At 62.9% G+C, this 19,905-nt stretch carries 22 protein-coding genes; 7 read left to right on the top strand and 15 right to left on the bottom strand.

Annotated features, from left to right (window positions below; genetic code table 11):
* The first annotated feature begins 25 nt into the window (after window positions 1-25).
* The gene (locus ACWJIO_RS04670; RefSeq protein ID WP_480311716.1) at window positions 26-964 is read left to right on the top strand and encodes a glycosyltransferase family A protein; all 939 of its coding nucleotides are present in this window, start codon (window positions 26-28) and stop codon (window positions 962-964) included.
* Here ACWJIO_RS04670 and ACWJIO_RS04665 read toward each other — a convergent pair.
* The 9 genes from ACWJIO_RS04665 to ACWJIO_RS04625 all read right to left on the bottom strand — a co-directional run bounded on the left by ACWJIO_RS04665 (window position 893) and on the right by ACWJIO_RS04625 (window position 12,452).
* Window positions 893-2,155 (bottom strand): glycosyltransferase family protein, encoded by a 1,263-nt coding sequence (locus tag ACWJIO_RS04665; RefSeq protein WP_480311715.1) that lies wholly within the window; start codon window positions 2,153-2,155, stop codon window positions 893-895. The genes ACWJIO_RS04670 and ACWJIO_RS04665 overlap by 72 nt on opposite strands.
* Window positions 2,156-2,413: 258 nt before the next feature.
* Window positions 2,414-3,658 carry a KpsE/RkpR family capsule polysaccharide export protein gene (locus ACWJIO_RS04660; RefSeq protein ID WP_480311714.1) on the bottom strand — a complete coding sequence of 415 codons (1,245 nt, stop codon included), beginning with the start codon at window positions 3,656-3,658 and terminating at the stop codon, window positions 2,414-2,416.
* A 256-nt stretch (window positions 3,659-3,914) separates the two neighbouring features.
* Complete coding sequence (locus ACWJIO_RS04655) at window positions 3,915-4,715, bottom strand: ABC transporter permease (protein ID WP_480311713.1); 801 nt, start codon at window positions 4,713-4,715, stop codon at window positions 3,915-3,917.
* A gap of 3 nt (window positions 4,716-4,718) precedes the next feature.
* Window positions 4,719-5,624, bottom strand: a complete 906-nt coding sequence (locus tag ACWJIO_RS04650) for a hypothetical protein (RefSeq protein ID WP_480311991.1) — start codon at window positions 5,622-5,624, stop codon at window positions 4,719-4,721.
* Window positions 5,569-6,186, bottom strand: coding sequence for a DUF1997 domain-containing protein (locus ACWJIO_RS04645; protein ID WP_480311712.1), 618 nt, complete (start codon window positions 6,184-6,186; stop codon window positions 5,569-5,571). Before ACWJIO_RS04645 ends, ACWJIO_RS04650 begins: the two co-directional genes overlap by 56 nt.
* Window positions 6,183-8,876, bottom strand: a complete 2,694-nt coding sequence (locus ACWJIO_RS04640; protein WP_480311711.1) for a DEAD/DEAH box helicase — start codon at window positions 8,874-8,876, stop codon at window positions 6,183-6,185. Before ACWJIO_RS04640 ends, ACWJIO_RS04645 begins: the two co-directional genes overlap by 4 nt.
* 138 nt (window positions 8,877-9,014) lie before the next feature.
* Window positions 9,015-10,145, bottom strand: a complete 1,131-nt coding sequence (locus ACWJIO_RS04635) for a hypothetical protein (RefSeq protein ID WP_480311710.1) — start codon at window positions 10,143-10,145, stop codon at window positions 9,015-9,017.
* 7 nt (window positions 10,146-10,152) lie between these two features.
* A complete protein-coding gene (locus ACWJIO_RS04630; protein WP_480311709.1) occupies window positions 10,153-11,172 on the bottom strand; it encodes a rhamnan synthesis F family protein in 1,020 nt (339 codons plus the stop codon).
* Window positions 11,173-11,534: 362 nt separating this feature from the next.
* A complete protein-coding gene (locus tag ACWJIO_RS04625) occupies window positions 11,535-12,452 on the bottom strand; it encodes a bile acid:sodium symporter family protein (RefSeq protein WP_480311964.1) in 918 nt (305 codons plus the stop codon).
* Between the two features lie 105 nt (window positions 12,453-12,557).
* On the opposite strand from ACWJIO_RS04625, the gene ACWJIO_RS04620 reads away from it, so the two are divergent.
* The 5 genes from ACWJIO_RS04620 to ACWJIO_RS04600 are packed head-to-tail and all read left to right on the top strand — an operon-like array spanning window position 12,558 to window position 15,967.
* A complete protein-coding gene (locus tag ACWJIO_RS04620) occupies window positions 12,558-13,700 on the top strand; it encodes an aminotransferase class I/II-fold pyridoxal phosphate-dependent enzyme (protein WP_480311708.1) in 1,143 nt (380 codons plus the stop codon).
* Window positions 13,691-14,371, top strand: a complete 681-nt coding sequence (locus ACWJIO_RS04615; protein ID WP_480311707.1) for an alpha/beta hydrolase family protein — start codon at window positions 13,691-13,693, stop codon at window positions 14,369-14,371. The genes ACWJIO_RS04620 and ACWJIO_RS04615 overlap by 10 nt, the downstream gene beginning before the upstream one ends.
* A gap of 2 nt (window positions 14,372-14,373) precedes the next feature.
* A complete protein-coding gene (locus tag ACWJIO_RS04610) occupies window positions 14,374-15,132 on the top strand; it encodes a methyltransferase domain-containing protein (RefSeq protein ID WP_480311706.1) in 759 nt (252 codons plus the stop codon).
* Entirely contained in the window at window positions 15,129-15,833 is a 705-nt protein-coding gene (gene bioD, locus ACWJIO_RS04605) for a dethiobiotin synthase (protein WP_480311705.1), read from the top strand. The genes ACWJIO_RS04610 and bioD overlap by 4 nt, the downstream gene beginning before the upstream one ends.
* A complete protein-coding gene (locus tag ACWJIO_RS04600) occupies window positions 15,833-15,967 on the top strand; it encodes a hypothetical protein (RefSeq protein WP_480311704.1) in 135 nt (44 codons plus the stop codon). The genes bioD and ACWJIO_RS04600 overlap by 1 nt, the downstream gene beginning before the upstream one ends.
* A gap of 40 nt (window positions 15,968-16,007) precedes the next feature.
* Here the strand turns inward: ACWJIO_RS04600 and ACWJIO_RS04595 are convergent, their stop codons facing one another.
* Both ACWJIO_RS04595 and ACWJIO_RS04590 read right to left on the bottom strand, forming a co-directional pair.
* The gene (locus ACWJIO_RS04595; RefSeq protein ID WP_480311703.1) at window positions 16,008-16,274 is read right to left on the bottom strand and encodes a DUF3143 domain-containing protein; all 267 of its coding nucleotides are present in this window, start codon (window positions 16,272-16,274) and stop codon (window positions 16,008-16,010) included.
* A gap of 42 nt (window positions 16,275-16,316) precedes the next feature.
* A complete protein-coding gene (locus ACWJIO_RS04590) occupies window positions 16,317-16,766 on the bottom strand; it encodes a J domain-containing protein (RefSeq protein WP_480311702.1) in 450 nt (149 codons plus the stop codon).
* A 54-nt stretch (window positions 16,767-16,820) separates the two neighbouring features.
* Here ACWJIO_RS04590 and ACWJIO_RS04585 point away from each other — a divergent pair, with 54 nt between their 5' ends.
* Entirely contained in the window at window positions 16,821-17,582 is a 762-nt protein-coding gene (locus tag ACWJIO_RS04585; RefSeq protein WP_480311701.1) for a 16S rRNA (guanine(527)-N(7))-methyltransferase RsmG, read from the top strand.
* Window positions 17,583-17,602: 20 nt separating this feature from the next.
* Here ACWJIO_RS04585 and ACWJIO_RS04580 read toward each other — a convergent pair whose 3' ends face one another.
* From ACWJIO_RS04580 to ACWJIO_RS04565, 4 genes are all read right to left on the bottom strand, one after another.
* Window positions 17,603-18,802, bottom strand: coding sequence for an aldo/keto reductase (locus ACWJIO_RS04580; RefSeq protein ID WP_480311700.1), 1,200 nt, complete (start codon window positions 18,800-18,802; stop codon window positions 17,603-17,605).
* A 62-nt stretch (window positions 18,803-18,864) separates the two neighbouring features.
* Entirely contained in the window at window positions 18,865-19,284 is a 420-nt protein-coding gene (locus ACWJIO_RS04575) for a ferredoxin (RefSeq protein ID WP_480311699.1), read from the bottom strand.
* Window positions 19,281-19,670: a DUF1257 domain-containing protein gene (locus tag ACWJIO_RS04570; protein ID WP_480311698.1), complete on the bottom strand. Its 390-nt coding sequence runs from the start codon at window positions 19,668-19,670 to the stop codon at window positions 19,281-19,283. Before ACWJIO_RS04570 ends, ACWJIO_RS04575 begins: the two co-directional genes overlap by 4 nt.
* Window positions 19,671-19,674: 4 nt before the next feature.
* Window positions 19,675-19,881: a DUF2997 domain-containing protein gene (locus ACWJIO_RS04565; RefSeq protein WP_480311697.1), complete on the bottom strand. Its 207-nt coding sequence runs from the start codon at window positions 19,879-19,881 to the stop codon at window positions 19,675-19,677.
* Window positions 19,882-19,905: the final 24 nt, after the last annotated feature.

Below are 19,905 nucleotides of genomic sequence, written 5' to 3'. Positions count from 1 at the left end.
AACAGCTCTGGGCCCGAGCTCAGCCATGACCGGCAGCGTGCCCGTGCTGATCGGACTCACCTCGATCCGAGGCCGGGAACGGGCCCTGAAACGCACCCTGGAGAGTCTGCTGCGGCAGTCTCTGCCGCCGGATCACAGGGCCATCTCCCTGCACCTGTTCCTCTCCCGTGAGCCCTACCTCCTGGATCGAGGCTTCTCGGAGCCTCCCGCCTTCATCCAGCGGTACCAGCACCGCTCACACCCAGGGAGCATCCAGCTGCACTGCCACTTCGTGGAGAACACCGGCTCCTACCGCAAGCTGCTGCCCCTGATCGGCCTGCTCAACGAACAGGCGCAGGCCCTGGACCCCTACCTGATCACGGCCGACGACGACACCCTCTACCCCAGGAACTGGTTACGCAGACTGCTGAGCGCCCAGGACAGGCTGAACTGCGTGGTGGGTTTCCGGGGGCGCCGGATGGTGGTGGTGGAGGGGCGGATTGCGCCTTACCACCGCTGGATCAAGCACGATCCCACGCTTACCGAACCCCACCCGCTCACCGTGCCCACCGGCAAGGACGGCATCTGCTACCGGTTGAGCCAACTGCATCGCGGCGTGCTCGACTGGCGGAAGGCCCTGCAGTTGGCCGGCCATGCCGACGACCTGTGGTTCAAGCATCACAGCCTGTTGCTGGGTGTGCCCTGTGCCCTGCTGAACGACTCCCTCAGCCTCGAATTCCCCGAACTCACGGCTGCCGGTCGGCGCATCCGTGCCAGCCAAAGATCATCAGCGCTGCACAGCCTTTTTCTGACCATCAACAAACGTGGCGGCAACGACGCGGTTCTCGATCGGCTGATGGACGCGAGCGTCTATCCGCTCAGCGGCGCAGGCGACCACTCCAGGGCTACCGGCTCAGTCCAGCCACTCCAGGCTCGAGGCGCCCAGCTGTTGGCTGACCGCCGAGCGCATGGAGGCCTCGGCTGAGCCGCACCAGGGAGCAAAGCCCGGCTGCCCTGACTCCTTGAGGTCGGCAGCACTGAAGGGCAACTCCAGCAGGATGAAACGGCAATCGAAGCCGCTGGGCATAGCCATAGCCTGGAGCGGGTGGCGCAGACTGAATGGAGCCCATAGCGTCAGTGGCTGCCGGTCTGCCAGGCCGCTCAGGGCTGCTGGCCAGTCGGCCGGCCATTGGGGAGCGCCATCGCTGGCAAGGCCAAGCTGCTCGGCGCTGTGCAACACCAGATGCCAGGGCCCGGCACCCGCTCCGGAATCAAGCAGGGACTGTGGGTGGCAGGCTGCAACGGCATGACCTGCCGGCCTCGGCCGGGCGCTGGGGCCAGCTGGGCCAGGCAAGCCGCGGCTGTGGGAGTGAAACTGGTGCAGCCGCCAGGCCCACAGGAGCCTGCGGGTGGTTCTGAGCCATAACCAGTGATCGGTGATCGATTTGGAGCGCCCACGGGGCTGCTCCGACAGCAGCCAAGGCTTGGGACCTGCAAAGTGCACCAGCGCCAGGCCTTCGATGCAGCCTTCCAGAAACTGAACAACATATTTGATGTTGCAATTGTAGTTGACCGGGAGCAGCTCTAAGGGCTGGTCGATCAGCAGCTGATTCCACACTTTCTGGTCAGCAAAAGAGTCCAGGCATGGACATACGGCATCAGCACTCGAGCCAATCAAGGCCTGCATGCGGTTGAACATCGTGTCGCTCAGAGCAGAGCCCGGAATCGAAATCATGCCTGAATTGACCACAGGCCGCCCGGTATGGCGACTGACCACACCAAAGGGGTTGGCGCCACAATCAATCACCGCTCGGAATGCCGAGCCTGGGGCCCAGAGGCGATCCAGCGCTCCGAACACCAGCACATCAGAATCGAGCACAATGACGCGCTCATAACCTCGTAGGCCCAGGGCATAGGTGTTGAGATACCCAAGAAAGCCAATCCGCTCCCGGTTGGCAGAGTTGCGCGGCAGTGCAGCAACCCAGCTTGGATCAGGCACCTCAAAGATGAGCTGGGGGTAGAGCTCAAGCAAATCAGCCCGGGCGAACTGATCTAGCGAGCCATCGTGAAACACCACGAACGGGCTGCAAAGATCCGGATAGACAGCCAGCAATGACAACAACAGCCCCTGGAGTCCTGGCAGGAAGCGGTGGTTGGCGACGGTGGCGAAGGCCACACAGGGTCCCGGAGCCTGGGGAATGGTCGGGCCAGAGACCCGCTCCGGCCAAATCAGCTCTGGGTCGCCGCCAGAGTGAGAGTGCGGGTCAAAGCGGCCGTAGGGGGGCAGAAGGGCCTTGGCCCTTTCCTGGGCGAGGAGGCCTCCCAGATGGCTCAGCCGCTGGGCTAGGCGGTCCCTTTGGCGACGGGCCGTATCCCGCTGCTCGCGCAGACGATCAAAATCCTGCTGAGTGCGCTTGCGACCGAACAAACGCGATTACTGGCGGCGCGAGATGCCGAGCACAAAGCTGGCCACGCCCCACCCCACGAGCAGCAGTCCAACGAGAGAGAGCAGCCCCTTCCAACGCCAGTCGAGCGACTGTCCGGAAGGAGTTTCCGGGTTGCTCAGCAGAACCAGGAACTTCAGCTGGCGTTGGCTTTCGAGCCGGCTGTTGTCGGCAGCAAGTTGGGCAGCCTTGACGGAAGCCTCTGCAAATTCGACCTCCGTGGTGAGATTTCTCGACTCGACTAGTTTTTGGTTGAAGTTCTTTGCGTCCGGGCCAACAAGCTTGGAGCGTTCTACATCGATTTGCTGTCTTAGTTCTGCAATCTGATCAGAAACGAAAGAGACTTCAGGGCCTCTTGGGTCAAGGAACTGTCGCTTCAAGCGCCCTTCTTCCACCTGAAGATCGATTAATCTGGCTTCCATGGCGGCAATGAAGCGGCTCGTGGCCTCAGCGGCCGCCGTGGGATTGATTTCACCCTGACGGTCGTTGAAAGCGGCCAAGGCCTGCTGAGCCTTGGCCAGACGGTCGCGCGCATTTCCCAGTTCCTGTTCAGCAAAGGTCTGCTGATTTCGGCTGATGTTCTGGTTAGAAGTATTGAGAAAGTTCTCCGCCTCATCGAGCAGCAAGCGGTTCAGCTTGAAGGCAGTGGTTGGATTCAGGCCCGTGGTCGTCATCTGGATGACCCCAGTCAGATCCTGGGGGACCACACTGACCTGGCGGCGAAAGAAAGACAGCTGCTGATCGAAAGCGGCATCCCTGGGCAGGCCCGCGAAGGGATCTACACCATTTTTGGCATAGCTCTGTTCAGGCGCCAAGCGCAGAAAGACCCTCTGCATCACCTCCGGCGACGTGAGATAAACCGAGAGGAAACGGCCATCCTCGAGGGAGCCCAACATGGTGGGGCCAGCAAGAACACTGCCGAGCAAAGAGGGGGTGACGTTGTTGGGGGCTTGGGGCAATCGCACAATGAAGTCAGACGTGACCTGGTAGCGGTTGCGACCAACGAATCCAAAGTAGAGAACCCCTCCCACCAGAACCAGGGCGGCGATGCGCTTCGGCCCGGGAATCAGCCAGCGGCGCTGCTCGGGAGTGAGCCCCTTCCAGCGGTGCTCTCCATCCTGGACAGACTCATCGCCAGAGGCGGACTGTTCACGAACGGGAGGTTGACCCACATTGGGTAGTTCCTCATCGGCCAACCCAATGGCCCGGAGCACACCAGCGAGGGAATGGCCCACACGGCCAGCGAGACCCCCAGCCACCATGCCGATCTCAAGAGCGCGCACTTCGGGCCGATCGCGCCGGCTCAGCCGGCGCTCTCGCCTGGCACGCGCCGGCTTAGGGAGAGCTGCAGAGCTGGCAGAGCGATCAAGGTTCATTGTAAGTACTCTATCACAGAGGAATCAAAGTGAAGCTGGTCATGAACATCCGCCAAGTGGCCCCCCAGCAGCACAAGCCAAAACAGCCAATAGCGACTGAAGACGGGGGGGAAAATCACGAGGCCTGCTCCTCATCTGCCAGCAGAAGCGTTTCATTGTTACCATAGATAAAGAAACCAAGACCCACCAGAAAGAAAGTAGATCCAATAAGATAACTAGCCGATACTCCAGGTATGGGATAGTCATGGTTGAACGAGTGCCTCAACAGTTCAATGCCATGGGCGAGCGGATTCCAAAGGATCCAGCCCCGGAAAATATTTGGAATCGTGCTGATCGAGAAGAAAATGCAAGACGTGAACAACAGCAACCGCCTCACAGCAGTCTTGGCAATACTGGCCACAAAAGGTAAGCGATGTCCTACAATCAATGTGACAAGGCCCACTCCAAAAGCCAGCAGAGATACCATGACGAAGTAAAAGACAGCAAGCCCTGGCTCCTCAACAATCGGCTTCCACTCATACAGAAAGGAGCCCATGATGAAGGCGAGCAACAGCAGCGAGAAGACCTGGGTATCAAGGACTGCGGAGCCAAGCAAATAGTCAATCGGGCGTATCCTGCTGTAATAGGTGAGCTTTGTGCTTTTCTTGACGCCGCCAAGTGCCTTGAGAGCAACTTCTGAAAACATGAAGAAGCCAACAAAGCCGATGGCCATCCACAGCACTGGATTAATATAATCAGGCTGCAGACTTGCCTGGCTCCCGAAAAGCCTGAAGGACATGAAGATGGCAATAAAGAACAGTGGCTCTACAAATACGCCGACAACACCCATTGGGCCCTTCGCCGAGCGCATTTGCAGCTCCCGCCTAGCGATAGCATTAACAATACGAACTTGGAGCAGTAACTTTTGAATGATCATGGCTCAGCTCTCCTCCGCAGAGGCTTGCTGCACTTTCCGAGACTGCCTCTGGACTTGGAACTCATCAAAGACCGACGCCTCAAGCAAGTCGTCCATGGTCCCCTGCAGATCCTCCTCGTTGTCTGAATGTTGCCTTAAATGTCGCGATAGTGATCTCTCCTTTCGTGCAGCTTGAGTCTCTTTTGCCAAATCAGCGCAATCATCAAGTGATCCTCTGAAAATGATGGCCCCATCCTTCAGAACAATTCCTTCATCGCAGTAGTCCATTGCAAAGCTCTGAGAGTTAGATGCCTCTGCAATCAATGTTTTACCCTCCAAGCGCCGATCCACGAGTCGCTTGACTTGGTTCATAAATGGAACATCGGCTCGGCAATTCCAACCGTCCCATCTCATCACGGGATACACATCAAATTGAAAGGCCAAGGACAAAGCCAGCTTGAGTCGGTCTTTCATGCCAGCAGTGTATTTTTCAAGAGGTTCATCGAAAGAGGCACCCAAATCACAAAGCTTTCTTATGAAATCAACTTCGCGTTGGTCATCCTCATGCACTCCATAAACAGAAACGAGAAACTGAGCATTGGCCCGTCCCGTGAGTACGGGCATCAGCGGCATCCTGGAACCGATCAACCAGGAGGCCGAACCTCCCATCAGAAGTTCGCCACTGTTGATCATTTCATGGCCAGCCAAGCAGTTCAAGAAGGCACGGCTGGTCTCAACAGAAGCGGCGAAAAGAGCAATTTTACTTCCCGGCTCGATGGTAAGAGTGAGGCCGTCAAGCACCGTCAGCGAGCGGCTACCGCCTAGCGAAACCCGCTTGCTGACCTGATCGAAGACCACCGATCCTCGCTCGAGATCAGAAGGGTTCCTCGTTGGCAGGAGCCGCAATGCTGTGAGCTGCGAACTCGCCACGGTCCATCCAGGCAAGGGCGCTCAATGGTAGCCGCCTCTGGCAGCGGGATTCAAGCCTTGACAGGCACGCCAGCAGGGCCTTCCGCCCCAGCAGCACGAACAACGGCCTGGGCAGCCAGCCCGTGAGCGGCCCCGGTTGCAGCTCAAGAGCAGCCGTGGCAGAAGCCAGCAGCATGGAGTTCTCAGCCCGCAGGCAAGCTTCCAGCTCAAGGCGCACCCCCTCCCCCTGGCGGGCGCCGGAGGCGGGAAGCCCCTGAAGCTGACAATCCACAAGGTGGATCTGCAAGCTGTCACCGGTCCAGGTGGCCTGAAACCAGAATTGGGGCTGCAGCTGCCAGGGACCCACCACAATGGTCCGCGAACGGTAGTGAAAACGCCCAGGCGAGACCCTGCGCAACCGTTGGCGGCTCAGCAGGGCCGCCAACACCCTGCCTGGATGGCCCAGGTAGGCACGCAGAAGTGCTTCCTCTCGCGGGGGGGTGGGCTGGCCCGGTGGCGGAGCAGCGCCCAGCTCAATTGAGCAGTGGCGAGACTCGCAAAGCCGCAGCAGCTCACGGCTCATGGCGGCGCGGGGAGAAGGTCCTCAAGCTCGCAGACTGGAAAACGGTTGATGGCCTTCAAGGCTGCCCTTGAGTTGTCCCGTAACTGCTGACTGACGGCAACCCCGTAGGGAATCTGGGCCAACAGATCCACAGTGCGGCGCAGAACCCTCACCACATCACCCTCGTCAAGCGACGTGTTGGCCATCAGATCAGCCCAGGTGGTGCCGGAGGCCCAGGCATGCACAAGTCCGGTGAGCTCCGGCTCCCACCAGATCGGAACCACAACACCGGCCTGCTCCTGTTGGCGCCCCAGTTCCCGCCGCAGGCCCCGCAGGCTGTGGAGCGCCTCCTCCACTGCGGCCGGTGGGGCCCAGGAGCACCACAGATCCGGACGGTTCACCTCCGTGGAGATGGCCTCCAGAGCAGCTGCCAGCTCCGCCGGGTTGAGCTCGTCACAATGGCCGCTCATCAGAGCCAAGCCAAGCCAGAGTTCATTGTCACCCCGCAGAGCGGCCACGGTGTGCCCCACCTCTGTGGGCTGCAGACCATCGGATCCGGCCAGCGCACCAAAGAAACGAAGGATCTCGATCAGAGCCAGAAACGTGTCCCAATGGCGATTGGAGCGGAAGTGCAGCAACCGCTGGCGCTCCGTGATCTCCTCGTTGAGCTCCTCCATGCGCCGGCGATGCCGCTTGAGCTGCTTGCGGTCCCCCCAGCTGTGCGCTGGATGGATGGCCAGGGAACTCTCGAGGGCCTCCACCAGCTCAGCCTGGCTGCGCACCTCGGCGGCCAGGTCGTAGTGGGGGGTGGTCATGTCATGCCGGCGGGCCATCGAGGCGACGGCCAGAGCCAGGCCACCGCTGAGCTGATCGCCATGGCGAATCTCACCGGCATGGGAGAGCTGAGGGGTTTCAAGCTCGCTCACCTGAAGGCAACTCAGTTCAGCATGCAGGCTTACAACAGCACTGCAAGGCACCAGGATCCAGATGTTGTCGTCCGTGAGACACAGCAACAAGGGGAACTGACCCGGCCCCGCTGGCTTGCGCGCGATCACCGCCGGGGTGACACGACCCCGAAGCTGCGGTGCTTTCAGGCTCACCAGGGTGCCAACACTGGCGAACTGCAACGCTGCCGTGAGCTCATGGACCAGAGTTTCTTCTGCCTGATGCTGCAGGGTGCGCAGCAGGCGCCGCTCCTCCCTGAGCCTGCCCCGCTGCTTTTCGTAGTCTTCAAAAGCCTCCCAGGGCACATCATCGGCATTGGTTTCAAGGGCACTGAGCTGGAGCGTCAGCTCAGTGATGCGCGTTTCATCCTCCACCAGATCAAGCGTGGCGAGATAGCGGCCAAAACTGCGCTCAACCAACTCCTTCGCCTTGGCCAGGTCATAGCGCTGCAACAGGTTGAGGACCATGCCGTAGCTGGGTGTGAACTGGCTGACCAGGGGGTCGGCAGGTGCGGTGGCAAGCTGGCCCGCTTCGCGCACGCCTTCATAGCGGCTCTGCACGGTCACGACATAGCCCTGGATGTCAAGACCGCGACGCCCTGCCCGCCCAGCCATCTGCAGAAACTCGCTACCCGTGAGTGAACGGTGGCCCCGCTCTGTACGTTTAGACAGTGCGGAGACCACCGTGGTGCGTGCCGGCATATTGATGCCCGCAGCCAATGTTTCCGTGGCGAAGACGACCTTGATGAGGCCCTGCTGGAACAGAGCCTCAATCAATTCCTTCCAGGCCGGAAGCACTCCAGCATGGTGGGAGGCAATTCCACGCAAAAGAGGTTCAGCGTAGCCATCACGAACGGCTTCGGGGCTGGAGACAGAAAACAAATCCAATTGCTGCTGAATACGAAAACGCTCATCCAGCGACACAAGATTCAGCTTGGCCAAGTCGCGCACTCCCTTATCGCAACCGCGTCGACTGAAAATAAAATAAATGGCTGGCAGCATGTCTCGCTCAGCCAACTTCTGCACGACAAATGCAAGTGGTGCAGGCTCAGGCTGAGGGGGCCTGGCAGCACCAGGCCCCTTGCGGCGAGCTCCCTTTGGGGCGCGCCAGACTTTGCTATTCGGATGCAGATCCGTTCCTGCATCATTGAGAAGCGGATGCAGACCCTTGGCGCTGCAAAAACTGAAACTCAAGGGCACAGGGCGATGGGTGCTGATCACCAGCTGGGTGGGCCCATGCACGCGGCAGAGCCAATCAGTAAGTTGGTCGGCATTGGCCACTGTGGCGGACAAGGCCACAAGCTGAATGGCTGGGGGGCAGTGAATGATGGACTCCTCCCAGACGGTGCCTCGCTGGGTATCATTCATGTAATGGCACTCATCCAAAACCACTGCTTCGACGTTGAGCAGTGGGTCATCTGCCGGATTATCGATTTCAGCATAGAGCATATTGCGGAATATTTCAGTGGTCATCACAACAACCGGGGCATCGCGATTGAGGCTGAGATCGCCTGTGAGCAGGCCAACGCGGTGGTCACCAAACTGCCTCTTGAAATCTCTCAGTTTCTGATTTGAAAGAGCCTTCAAGGGAGTGGTATAAAATACTCGATTACCATGGGATAACGCCCGGTGAATGGCATATTCACCAACCAGGGTCTTTCCGCTTCCAGTAGGCGCGCTTACAACAAGGGAAAGACCGTTATTCAAAGCCTGAACTGCAGCCACCTGGAAATCATCCAGAACAAGACCATCGCTGAATGCGCTCAAAGGTCCTGCTTCCAAGTCAAACCGCAATCAATGCGCCCCTATCCTAGCCGATTCATTGCTATCCCCAGTTTCCTCCTAAGCCTGAGACCGCCCTAGGCCAGTGCCGGGCCGCACCAAAGGCCTGGGGCCCATCCAGACTCAATCAACCCAGGCCACCGCATTGCTTCCATCAACCTGGCTTGCAAAATAATAGATTGTCCTTTCAATTGCGTGACCAGGATAACGCCCACAGAACTTTGTACCCTCAAGCGACAACTGCTCGTAATTGATCGAGCCCAGCCTTGAAAAGTACCGACAAAGAAAATCGGCATTCATCGCAAAGATTGATCCCATGCAGAAGTAGTCCTTGCGGGCTGCATCTGCAGACAAGCCAAGCCGTTGAAGATAGTGATAGATCATCTTCTCATTGGCGCCAAAGCCCTTTTGCATGCAAAGGGAGCTAGCAACAATTGAACGTTTGCCTTGTGATAGCAACTCAGCCGTGTCGAAGACCTTGGAATAGGAGCCGCAAATGGGCTGCAGTGCTTCGTCTGTCCACGCAACACCACCATCACGACCAAGATTAGCAGATTTTTTGGTTTGAAGTTTATAAATAACACCAGTTTTAATCAAGAAACCATTTTGAAAAGCTGAGTGCAATGAAGACCAGTCTTCCCCATGATTAACCATACGATGCCATTGATGGCAGGAGGAGGCGGTAGACAGGGATGCCAGAAAGTCGTCCATCACCGAGTTATGTATGCGCTCATTCACAACTAAAACCAGAATCTGAGCCCCTAGTCGAGCCAAGGTCCTGAGATAGAGATGCAAGCCACACAGTACATCATAATAATAGCAATGCACCACCACTTGAATCGGAGGCTCAGGTCCACACCGATCTAGCTTCGCTTGTGTAGCAAATCTTCGATCAAGCAGGCTCGCCGATTTTGATGTTTGCCTCGGCTCATAGATTCCATTGTTTAGATAATGTTTTGTAACTTCAAAGGGTGTCATCGAATGCAGGTCTTCATTTAAATCCCGATACTCTCTCCAGCTGAATAATGCTGCGATTTCCTTGGCAGCTCTTGCAAACTTGGAGTTAGAAAGCTGGGCTTGAAGGAAGGCCTGCGCTGAAGGAAAGACATTGTGCTGGCCAAGGTGCAATCGATAGTGCTGATAGGCCGATTCCTCATCCAGCGACTGTACCTCCTTGGCGCAGGTTGAGATATAAAACTGGGCGTCAAAATCAGACGGGAGTATTGGAGCAGTATCACCTGATTGAGAGATCATGTCTGAATCACTTCTTACTAGGCTTGGCTGGCGATGTGAAGATAATTTCGGGGAGTTGATTCAAGTCTGACCACTCGGGAATGTCCACGGAAAGAAGACTCAACAGCGGCATCACCAAAGCACATACTGAAGGAGCGTGGATGGAGCGGGTTTCGCTGAGCTCTAAAACCTCACGCTTAAGAAAATAAAAACCGCGTGACATTAACAAAGCCCAGCAGGCTTGAGATGGATTGTATTGCAGACCAGGCTTGGCAATCCACTCAGACGAAAAGTCGTTGATCAAGGATTGAATGTTGTCTGCACGCATGCATCCATCTTGATTTTCGAGGAGACATGCCATTTTATAGGACAACAACTTCATCTCCTCAAAAGCGGGCACATCAGGAAGGCCGCGATTAAACAGCAAAGATCGGATCGAAAAGCCTTGGGCAAGAGCAAATTTCGACATCTTTAGTTCGCCATTCTTAATCGCATATGTACGCGATGTTTCTTTTGCTGAATCGATGCCGCGAAGGTACTCACCAAGAAACCTGCCAAAGGTTTTAGCCTCAAACATGCGCTGTGACATGCTGAAGAAGAAGGTCTGGATGTGAAAGGTACGATCTTCGTAGGAACTCGTGATCCCAACCAGATCAGCCTCATCGGGTGGATCGACTAAAGCATCTAGGAAAGGATCGCCATGGAAGCCGTTGCTGGCAATGTTAAGCATGCTGCTATTGATTACAACATAACGATTCGATCCAAGTAATCCATGCTCCATCAAAATTTCGCGGGCCGCCTGCAGAGACCCAAAGTCATACCCACTATTCTCTCTCTGAATAACTGTTATCGCCATGCAAGCAAGTTTCTCGGCCCAGAAGTCTGACAACTTTGTCGAGACTAAGACTACTCGATAGCCGCATTCAATGGCGGAAGAGATGAGTTTCAGATATCCCTGGGAAATCAGGCCCCGGAAATGATAGTGAATGAATAACACCGTAACCTTGGAACGCGAAGCAGCAAGCTTGTCCAATCCAATGATCTTCATCTCCGTGCTGGCCTGATGCCGCCCAGCCCCTCTGCGTCGGACTCGTACGTTTAGGCCCTGCGAGAATTCCTTGTAGAGCTTTTTAAATATCTTGAACAGTCTACTCATTGGGCCCAAAAAGAGTGTCCGGACAGGCGCAGCCTAGGCCCATCCGGTCCTTAATCATACCGATTTTACCACTCATCGAGCCGGACTGTCCTGGCATCGGCCTGGCCAGAGCCATGGCACTATTGAATGGATTAACAGAGTGCAACTGTTAATCAGGGTCTTCAATGGCTCAGACCTGCAGCTGGGCCCTTGCCCTGCCTTCCTGGATCTGTCCTGACATGGGCTGATCCTCGATCGGCGCTACTTCCAGCCCCTCATCGTCGCTTGCGCCAGATCACCGCCAGAACGCTGCCCAGCACCGCATGGACCACGGCGGAAATCGCCCCGGGCAAGGCCGTGAGTGGGGAGAGGGCAAAGCCCGAGCGCGCCAGCACAACGGCCAATCCAGAGTTCTGCATCCCGACTTCGAGGCTGACCGTGCGCCTCACCGCTTGCGGCTGGCGCAGTAACGCCGGGATCAACCAGCCGAGCAGGAAGCCGCCGGCGTGGAGCAGGAGCGTGGCCAGCAGCAGCAGGCGTCCCTGCTCCAGCAGGGCCTCGCGCTGGCTGCCCACGATGCTGGCCACGATCAGCACAATCGCCAGCACCGCCACGGGTGGCATGACCGGGGCAATCCGCCTGGCCAGCTGCGGGCTGAGCCGCTTCAGCATCACGCCCAGGCCCACCGGCAGCAGCACCACCTGAAGCACATCGAGCAACAGCTTCCAGCCGTCCACGGGCACATAGCGGCCGGCCAATCCGCTGGTGAGAAGCGGCGTGAGCACCACGGCGAGCAGGGTGCTGACCGTGGTCATCACCACCGAGAGGGCCACGTCGGCACGGGCGATCAGGGCCACCACATTGCTGGCCGTGCCGCCGGGGCAGCACCCCACCAGGATCAATCCCACGGCGAGGGCGGGCTGGAGCTGCAACCCCCAGGCCACCAGGGCGGCGAGCAGGGGCATCACCAGGAACTGGGCGGTGACGCCGACCAGGGCCGGCAGCGGCCGGAGCAGCACACGGCGGAAATCGGCGGGCTGCAGATCGAGGCCCATGCCAAGCATGATCAAGGCCAGGGCTGCCACGATCCAGCCTCCCTGAAGCCAGGTGAACAGCCCAGGGAACGGCAGGGCCAGCAGCACAGCCAGCAGGGTCCAGACGGGAAACAGGACGGTGAAGCGCTCCAGAGAGATGCCGGAACTGTGATGGCGAAACCTTAATCTGCAGCGATGGTCGATCACCACCAGAGAGCGCTCCAGGCCTGCGCTTTGAGCTGGCGGGAAGAGCTCAGGCTGGCATTGGCGGCCATCCCTGCGGACGCCCGGCGGCACTTGCGCAGCCTCACCCCGGCAGGTGCGGCCTGCCTCACGCCGAGCCAGGGCTCCACCCTGCTGGATCTGGCCAGCAACGACTATCTGGGCCTGGCCCGCCACGGCGCGGTCGTGGCAGCAGCCCAGCGCCTCATCGGGCGCCAGGGAGTGGGCGCCGGCGGCTCGCGGCTGGTGAGTGGCACGCGGCCAGTGCACAGGGCCCTGGAGCAGCAGCTGGCCGCCTGGCTCGGGCGAGAGCGGGCACTGCTCTTCCCCAGCGGCTTTCAGGCCAACCTGGCCGCTGTGACGGCCCTGGCCGATCGCCACAGCCTGGTGCTGGCCGATCGGCTGATCCACCACTCGCTGCTCATGGGCGTCCGGGCCAGCGGTGCTCAGCTGGGGCGCTTCCGCCACAACGACCTCAGCGATCTGAAGCAGAGGCTCGCCGCAGCACGGCGGAGTGATGCCGGCCGGCGCCTGGTGGTGCTCAGCGAGAGCCTGTTCTCGATGCAGGGCACCAGCCCGGCCGTGGCGGATCTGGCCGCGCTCTGCGCCGCCCACGGCGCGGCCCTGGTGCTGGATGAGGCCCACGCCCTCGGGGTGCTGGGACAGGGAGGACGGGGTCTTGGCCACGGACTGGCATCGATCGCCCTGATCAGCGGCACCCTCGGCAAGGCCTTCGGCAGCGGTGGTGCCTTCCTGGCCGGCGACACCCTCACCATCGAATGGCTGCTGCAGAGCAGTGGCGCCTTTCGCTACACCACGGCCCTGGCGCCGCCGCTGGCCGCGGCGGCCCTGGCCGCGCTGGGGGAGATCCAGCAGCGGGACCCAGGGCCGGCCCTGCTGGATCGGGCCCGGCGCTGGCGCCAGGGTCTGGAGGCGGCCGGCTGGCCGCGGCCGCCAGGGCAGGGACCGATCCTGTCGCTGCTGGTGGGTGAGGCCCGAGCCGCCCTGGCGCTCCAGGCCCAGCTGGAGGCGGCCGGCCTGCTCGTGGTGGCGATCCGACCGCCCACCGTGCCCCAGGGCACCGCCCGGCTGCGACTGGTGCTGCGCCACGATCTTCCCCGGGGCAGCCTGCAACGGCTGCTCCAGGCCCTTGGTCCTCCACCCCCCGTCAGCCCATGCAAGTGATCGCCATGCACGGCTGGCTGGGGGACAGCCGCGGTTGGGCCCCCCTGGCCGCCGCGGCCCGTCGCGAGGGCTGGCCGTGGCAGAGCGCTGATCGGGGCTACGGCCCCTGCGAGCCGGTGCAGCCGCAGTGGCTGGACGCGGAGGGGCCGCGGGTGGTGGTGGGGCACTCGCTCGGGCCCCACCTGCTGCCGACTGAACTGCTGCGCCAGGCCGATACCGTGGTGCTGCTGGCCAGCTTTGGGCGCTTTGTGCCCTCCGGCGCAACCGGACGGCCCCTGATGGCGGCGCTCAAAGCCATGGCCCAGCAGCTGCAGGGGGCCGAAGCCGAAGCCATGCTGCGTCGCTTCCTGGAGAGGGCAGCGGCACCGCAACCGCTCAGCGCCCTGCCGGTGTCGATCCTCGACAGCCCGCTGAGCGCCGATGGACGAGAGCGGCTGCTGGAGGATCTGATCCTGCTCCAGCACTGCGAGGCGCTGCCCGAGGGTTTTCCCGCCCAGGCCCGCTGTCTCGTGGTGGAGGCAGCAGAGGATCAGATCGTGGTCCCCGAGGCCAGGGCCTGGCTGCAGCGGGCCCTGCCCGAAGCCGAGCGGGTCGCAGTGGAGGGGGCAGGCCATGCCCTGCTGGTGCCGTCCTTGCTGGAGCTGGTGATCGGCTGGATCCAGGGGCTCTGAGCATGGGGGATCAGAGCGGGGCCGGCGCCAGGGCGGCCCAGGCCTTCGCCCGCCAGGCCGCGGACTACGAGCGGCAGGCCCTGCTGCAGAGGGCGGTCGCCTGGCGGCTCGCCCGCCACTGCCGGAGCCTGGCCCTGCCCACGGGCCCGATCGCCGACCTGGGGGCGGGCAGCGGACTGGTGGGACGGGCCCTCGAGCGGCAGGGCTTCCAGGGCAGCCTGCTGCAGCTGGATGGCTGCCGAGCCCTGCTGGCCCAGAACCCCCTGGCAGCCGGCCATGGCCAGCTCGTCTGGGACCTCGACCAGGGGCTGCCGGGGACCCTGAACCGGTGCGGCCTGCTCACCTCCAGCTTTGCGCTGCAGTGGCTGCAGGACCCGCCGGGACAGCTCGACCTGTGGTGCCGCAGCCTTGCCCCCGGTGGCTGGCTGGCGCTGGCGGTACCGACGGCGGGCAGCTTCCCCCAGTGGGAGCAGGCCGCCAGGAGTGCCGCGGTGCCCCACAGCCGCTGGCCCCTGCCCGAAGCTGCGGTGCTGGAGACCGCCGCGGCCCGGCACCTGCAGCTGGAGCGCCACGACCACCTGCGCTTCAGCCGCTCCTACGGCAGTGGGCTGGGCTTTCTGCGCCACCTCCAGCAGCTGGGCGCCGGCCTGGGCAGCGGAACGACGCTGGGCACCAGTCGACTGCGGCGGCTGCTGCAGCACTGGCCGGATAAGGGCGTGGTGACGTGGAATGTGCTGATCCTGGTGGGTCACAGACCGTGACAGAGGCTCTGCAGCTGGTGGTGTGCGGCACCGACACAGACGTGGGCAAGACGGTGGTGAGCGCCTGGCTGATGCAGGGCCTGGGGGGGCACTACTGGAAGCCGGTTCAGAGCGGCCTGGAGGGGGGCGGCGACCGGGGCCGGGTGCAGGCCCTCCTGGGGCTGCCCGACAGCCGCTTCCTGCCGGAGGCCTACCGCCTCGACGCGCCCGTGTCTCCCCACTGGGCCGCCGAGCGGCAAGGGATGCAGATCGATCCTCAGCGCCTTGCCCTGCCAGAGGTGCCAGGGGCGCTGGTGGTGGAAACGGCGGGGGGTCTGCTGGTGCCGCTGCGGCGCGACTGGCTCCAGATCGAGCAGCTGCTGCAGTGGCAACTGCCGGTGGTGCTGGTGGCCCGCAGCGGCCTGGGCACCCTCAACCACACCCTGCTGTCGCTGGAGGCCCTGGGCCGGCGCCGGATTCCGGTGCTGGGGCTGATCCTCAATGGCCCGGAGCACCAGGACAACCCAGACACCCTCGAACAGCTGGGCGGCATCCCGGTGATCGCCCAGCTGCCTGCTCTCCGGGAGCTGAACCGGGAAGCCCTGGAAGCCGAGTGGCAACGGCAGGAGGTGGGCCATAGATTGCGGGGCCTCACCCCAGCCATCCCACCGGAGGGGCCGTCATGCCGCGGACTAAAGCCAGGGTCGGCCGCGACGCCCTAGTGAGCCTGGCATTGGTTGTGGTCTGTGGCGCCATCCTGGCCCTGTTCACCGACGTGGAGCTGACGCTCGTGCGCTGGGTCAACTGCGGGCCGCTGGCCGCTGAGGAGAGCCGTCGCAGCAACCGCTGCCAGTGAGCGCCGGGAAGCGGCCGGCCTGGCTCGGCCCAGACTCCTTTCAGGGGCCGGCCAGGATCGCCGCCTCCACGTCAGCGCGCGAGAGCCCATAGGGGAACTGGCGCACGCAGTCGCGGCCATCGGCCTGCCAGCTCACCTTGAGATCCTCCACCTCCAATTCGATCTGGGCACTCCAGGCGGGCCGATGCAGATCCCAGAGACAGGAGTTGGAGGGGCTCCGTACGGCACCGAGCTGGCGGAGCCAGGCCTCCAGATCCGGCAATGGATGGTGGTAGAGGGGGGTGTGGTCGGCAGGGAGCTCAGGCATGCGGATCGGGAATGGGAACGGGGACAGGTGGTGGAGCAACCCTCAGGCCGGCGGCCACCAGCTGGGAAAGCGGGCCAGCTCCACCCCGCGGGCCAGGGCCAGACCGACCCCCAGCAGCAGACTCAGCACCAGGGCGAGCGCCAGCAGCAGCAGAGCCAACCACTCCCCGCCGGAGAGGGCGCGCCGCACGGGCAGCGGCCGTCCCGGCTGCTGCAGCCGCAGCGCCGGGGGAGCGGCGCTGGCGCTGGCCAGCAGCAGCGCCTGGCGCAGCTCGGCGTCGTACTGGCGGCGGCTCTCGGGGTTGCTGAGCACCGCATAGGCCTGGCGCAACTGCAGGAAGGACTCGGCGGCCTGGTCCTTGGGCAGGGCGGTGGTGTCGGGGTGGTAGAGCTTGCTCAGGCTGCGGAAAGCCTGCCGCAGCTGCTCCGGCGTGGCTGTGGAGGGCAGCTGCAACAGGGCGTAATGGCTGGAACGCGAGCCGGAGGGCGGCAACGTCAGGAAACCCAGGATGGGAGATCCTAGGAATCTTGCACCCGCCTACCGTCCATGCCCACTGCCTCCGGACCCCAGGCTGCCGGGAGCCTGCAACCTGAGGCCCTCTGGAGCAGCTTGGGCTGGCGGCCTGAGCCCGGCCAGCTCAGGGGTTTTGAGCGTCTCCAGGACGAGCTGCGGCTCTGGAACGGGCGCCGCAACCTCACCCGGCTGGTGGAGGGGGACGACTACTGGATCTCCCAGGTGTTCGACAGCCTCTGGCCCCTGCGAGCCCTGCTGCAGAGCCCGAGCGCCGCTGAGCCGCTGGAGCTGATCGACGTGGGCACCGGCTGCGGCTTTCCCGGCCTGGCCATCGCCCTGGCCCTGCCCCGGGCCCAGCTCACCCTGGTGGACTCGGTGGGGCGCAAGCTGGAAGCCGTCACGGCCATGGCCGCGGCCTTGGGGCTGGACTCCAGGGTGTCCGTGCGGTTGGAGCGGGTCGAGCTCAGCGGCCGGGCGGTGGAGTGCCGCGGCCGCTTTGCCCTGGCCATGGCCAGGGCGGTGGCGGCAGCCCCGGTGGTGGCGGAATACCTGGTGCCATTGCTGGCCCCTGGCGGCCAGGCCCTGCTGTACCGCGGCCAGTGGGGCGACGCCGACCAGGAGCCCCTGGAACGGGCCGCCAGAGCCCTCAAGGCGGAGATCAGCGCCGTGACGTCCTGCGATCTGCCGGCTGGGCGGGGCATCCGCCATGCGGTGTGGCTCAGCCCCCTGGCCCCATGCCCACTGACCTATCCCAGGGCCGTGGGGGTGCCCAGCCGGAACCCCCTCGGCAGCTGAGCCAGCAGGAGCTTCCGGCCTCAGGCGGCCGAGCTGAGCCGCTGCACCGGGGTGCCGCCGAGGCGCTGCCGCAGGCGGCGCAGCAGCGGCGGGATCTCCTCCCTCCAGGGGCTGCCAGCCAGGGCCCGGTGCAGGGCCTCCTCGCTCACGGTGCTGTCGAGCCCATCGGCATTGGCGCCAGGGAACCAGTGGCCGCCACTGCCCAGCAGGCCGTAGCGGGCCCGGGCGAAGCCCTCCAGGTCCCAGGCCTCCACCAGGTTGTGGAGCCACAGCAGCACCGGCAGGTTGATCGCCCCTGGTGCTTCGGCCCAGTCCGGCAGGCCCTCCTGCCAGCTCTGCAGCCAGCGGGCCCCCAGGGCCTCGCGGCGGGCCTGCTCGAGCCTCTCCAGCACAGGCGGCAGCAGCCGTTCGGCCTGATCCAGCAGCCCCACGGCCTCCAGATGCAGCTCCAGGTCTGCCGGGCAGGAGGCCCCCACGCTGATCGTGTGGATCCCAGCGGCCGAGAGGCAGAACAGATCGTTGAACACGATCGGATGCAGGGGCGTACACAGCTCCTGCAGCCGCGGGGAGGGGGTGTGCAGATGGCCTCCCTTGTCCGTGGGACTGATCACGAACACGCCCATGTCGTGGCGGGTGGCCAGTTCCAGCGCGGGCTGGTTGTCCTGGCGGATGAAATACCAGTGCAGATTGATGTAGTCGAAGGCGTCGCTGGCGATGGCCTCGAGAATCAGCTCCAGGCTGGCGTGGGTGGAGAAGCCCACATGGCCGATGCGCCCCTGGCGCTGCCAGCGCCGCGCCACCTCCATGCAGCCGCCCGGGCGCAGGGTGTGGTTCAGATGCTCCGGCAGGTTGACGCCATGGATGGCCAGCAGATCGACCCGCTCCACCGCGAGCCGCTCAAAGCTGAGGCTGAGCTCGGCCTCAAAGGCGGCCGGATCCTCCTGGGGGGGCACCTTGGTCTGAAGGATGCGGCAGGGATCGGGGCGCTGGCCCAGCAACCAGCCCAGCTGACGTTCGGAGCTGCCGTAATGGCGGGCGGTCTCGATGTGGTGCAGCCCCCTCGACCTGGCCTGATCCAGGGTCGCAGCCAGATTGACCTGGCTCTCTGCGCTGATCTGGTCGGGGGGAAGGTCTGTCCAGCTCTGCTGGAAACGCATGCCCCCCAGGGAGAGCACCGGCATGGCCAGCTCGGTGCGGCCGAAGCGACGGGTGGGAATCATGGGTGAAGCGGCTTGGCAGGCAACCGCGGCCGATGGCTTGGCCCGAAGCGGGTGGGCGCGTCCTAGGGCGATGGGCTGGCGTCGCGCCGGGGCAGGGTGCGCCTGACCCGGGAGGGGTTGGGGAAGCCGAGGGGCTGGATGTCCTGCTGGGAGAGCTGCTCGACCAGGGAGGGGAGCGCCTCGTAGGGCACCCAGTGGATGCAGTCCACGGGGCAGGTGTCGATGGCCTCCTGGATCCTGTCGGTGCTGTCACCGTCCTGGCGAATGGCCCTGGAGCGTCCCCAGGTTTCCTCCACCAGGAAGGTGTTGCCAGCCACATGGGCGCAGTAGCGGCAGCCGATGCAGACGGCCTCATCCACCCAGACGGCCTGCTGGCGCAGGGCTCCGCCGAGAACCGGCTCATGCCCCGTGGCGGCTGGCTGCTGGCGCTGACTCGGGGCCGTGAAGGCGAGGGCTGGATCGATGCCGGTGGTCACGCTCAACTCCAGCGGGTCACCACCAGTTCGATGCTGCCATCGGCCTGGTTGGCCTGTTCGCTCACCTGGAAGCCTTCGTCGAGGCTGGCGGCGAGCACGGTGCGCAGGGCGTAGCGCTGGGTGAGCTGGGCGAGGAAGCGCTCTACGGGAACCTGCTGTTTCCAGAGGTCGAGGTCGGTGACCAGTTCGTAGCGCTCCTGGCTGGCATTGAAGCGGAAGCCGATGTCGGCGCCATTGGGCTGGCTGATCGCCACCTGGGCCAGCTCGCTCTGGCCGCGGTAGCCGCGCACCGGCAACTCCCCTTCCCGGGGGTCGTAGCCCAGGTCGCTGAGGGCTTCGAGCAGCGCCCCACGGTCACGGAGCTCGGTCTTGACGGTGCTGAAGTGGGACATGGCCTCAGGTGAGCTGGGTGGTCTGGGATTCGTTCTGGAGCTGCCGGGGCGCCTGGTAGGCCTCCGAGGTGCTGCTGCGCTGCTGGACGCTGCCCAACCGGGCTTCGATGCGCTCGGTGAGCTGCTCGCAGCCCTGACCCTGAACGCCCTCCACCAGCTCTTCGACCCGGCCGTCGGGCCGGATGCGGAAGCGGATGGTGTGTTGCGCCATCCCGTGACGGTTCGGAATGGGGCG

This window comes from Paraciimarium castrense LEGE 11436 (assembly GCF_056633055.1).
The sequence above is the reverse complement of the archived record's forward strand: the minus strand, read 5'-3'. Positions and strand labels throughout refer to the sequence as shown.

Excerpts from the sequence above, each read along its gene's own strand:
- ACWJIO_RS04670 (WP_480311716.1), top strand. The coding sequence starts at position 26 with ATGACCGGCAGCGTGCCCGTGCTGATCGGACTCACCTCGATCCGAGGC.
- ACWJIO_RS04655 (WP_480311713.1), bottom strand. The coding sequence starts at position 4,715 with ATGATCATTCAAAAGTTACTGCTCCAAGTTCGTATTGTTAATGCTATC.
- ACWJIO_RS04645 (WP_480311712.1), bottom strand. The coding sequence starts at position 6,186 with ATGAGCCGTGAGCTGCTGCGGCTTTGCGAGTCTCGCCACTGCTCAATT.
- ACWJIO_RS04635 (WP_480311710.1), bottom strand. The coding sequence starts at position 10,145 with ATGATCTCTCAATCAGGTGATACTGCTCCAATACTCCCGTCTGATTTT.
- ACWJIO_RS04630 (WP_480311709.1), bottom strand. The coding sequence starts at position 11,172 with ATGAAGATCATTGGATTGGACAAGCTTGCTGCTTCGCGTTCCAAGGTT.
- ACWJIO_RS04615 (WP_480311707.1), top strand. The coding sequence starts at position 13,691 with ATGCAAGTGATCGCCATGCACGGCTGGCTGGGGGACAGCCGCGGTTGG.
- ACWJIO_RS04610 (WP_480311706.1), top strand. The coding sequence starts at position 14,374 with ATGGGGGATCAGAGCGGGGCCGGCGCCAGGGCGGCCCAGGCCTTCGCC.
- ACWJIO_RS04595 (WP_480311703.1), bottom strand. The coding sequence starts at position 16,274 with ATGCCTGAGCTCCCTGCCGACCACACCCCCCTCTACCACCATCCATTG.
- ACWJIO_RS04585 (WP_480311701.1), top strand. The coding sequence starts at position 16,821 with ATGCCCACTGCCTCCGGACCCCAGGCTGCCGGGAGCCTGCAACCTGAG.
- ACWJIO_RS04580 (WP_480311700.1), bottom strand. The coding sequence starts at position 18,802 with ATGATTCCCACCCGTCGCTTCGGCCGCACCGAGCTGGCCATGCCGGTG.
- ACWJIO_RS04570 (WP_480311698.1), bottom strand. The coding sequence starts at position 19,670 with ATGTCCCACTTCAGCACCGTCAAGACCGAGCTCCGTGACCGTGGGGCG.
- ACWJIO_RS04565 (WP_480311697.1), bottom strand. The coding sequence starts at position 19,881 with ATGGCGCAACACACCATCCGCTTCCGCATCCGGCCCGACGGCCGGGTC.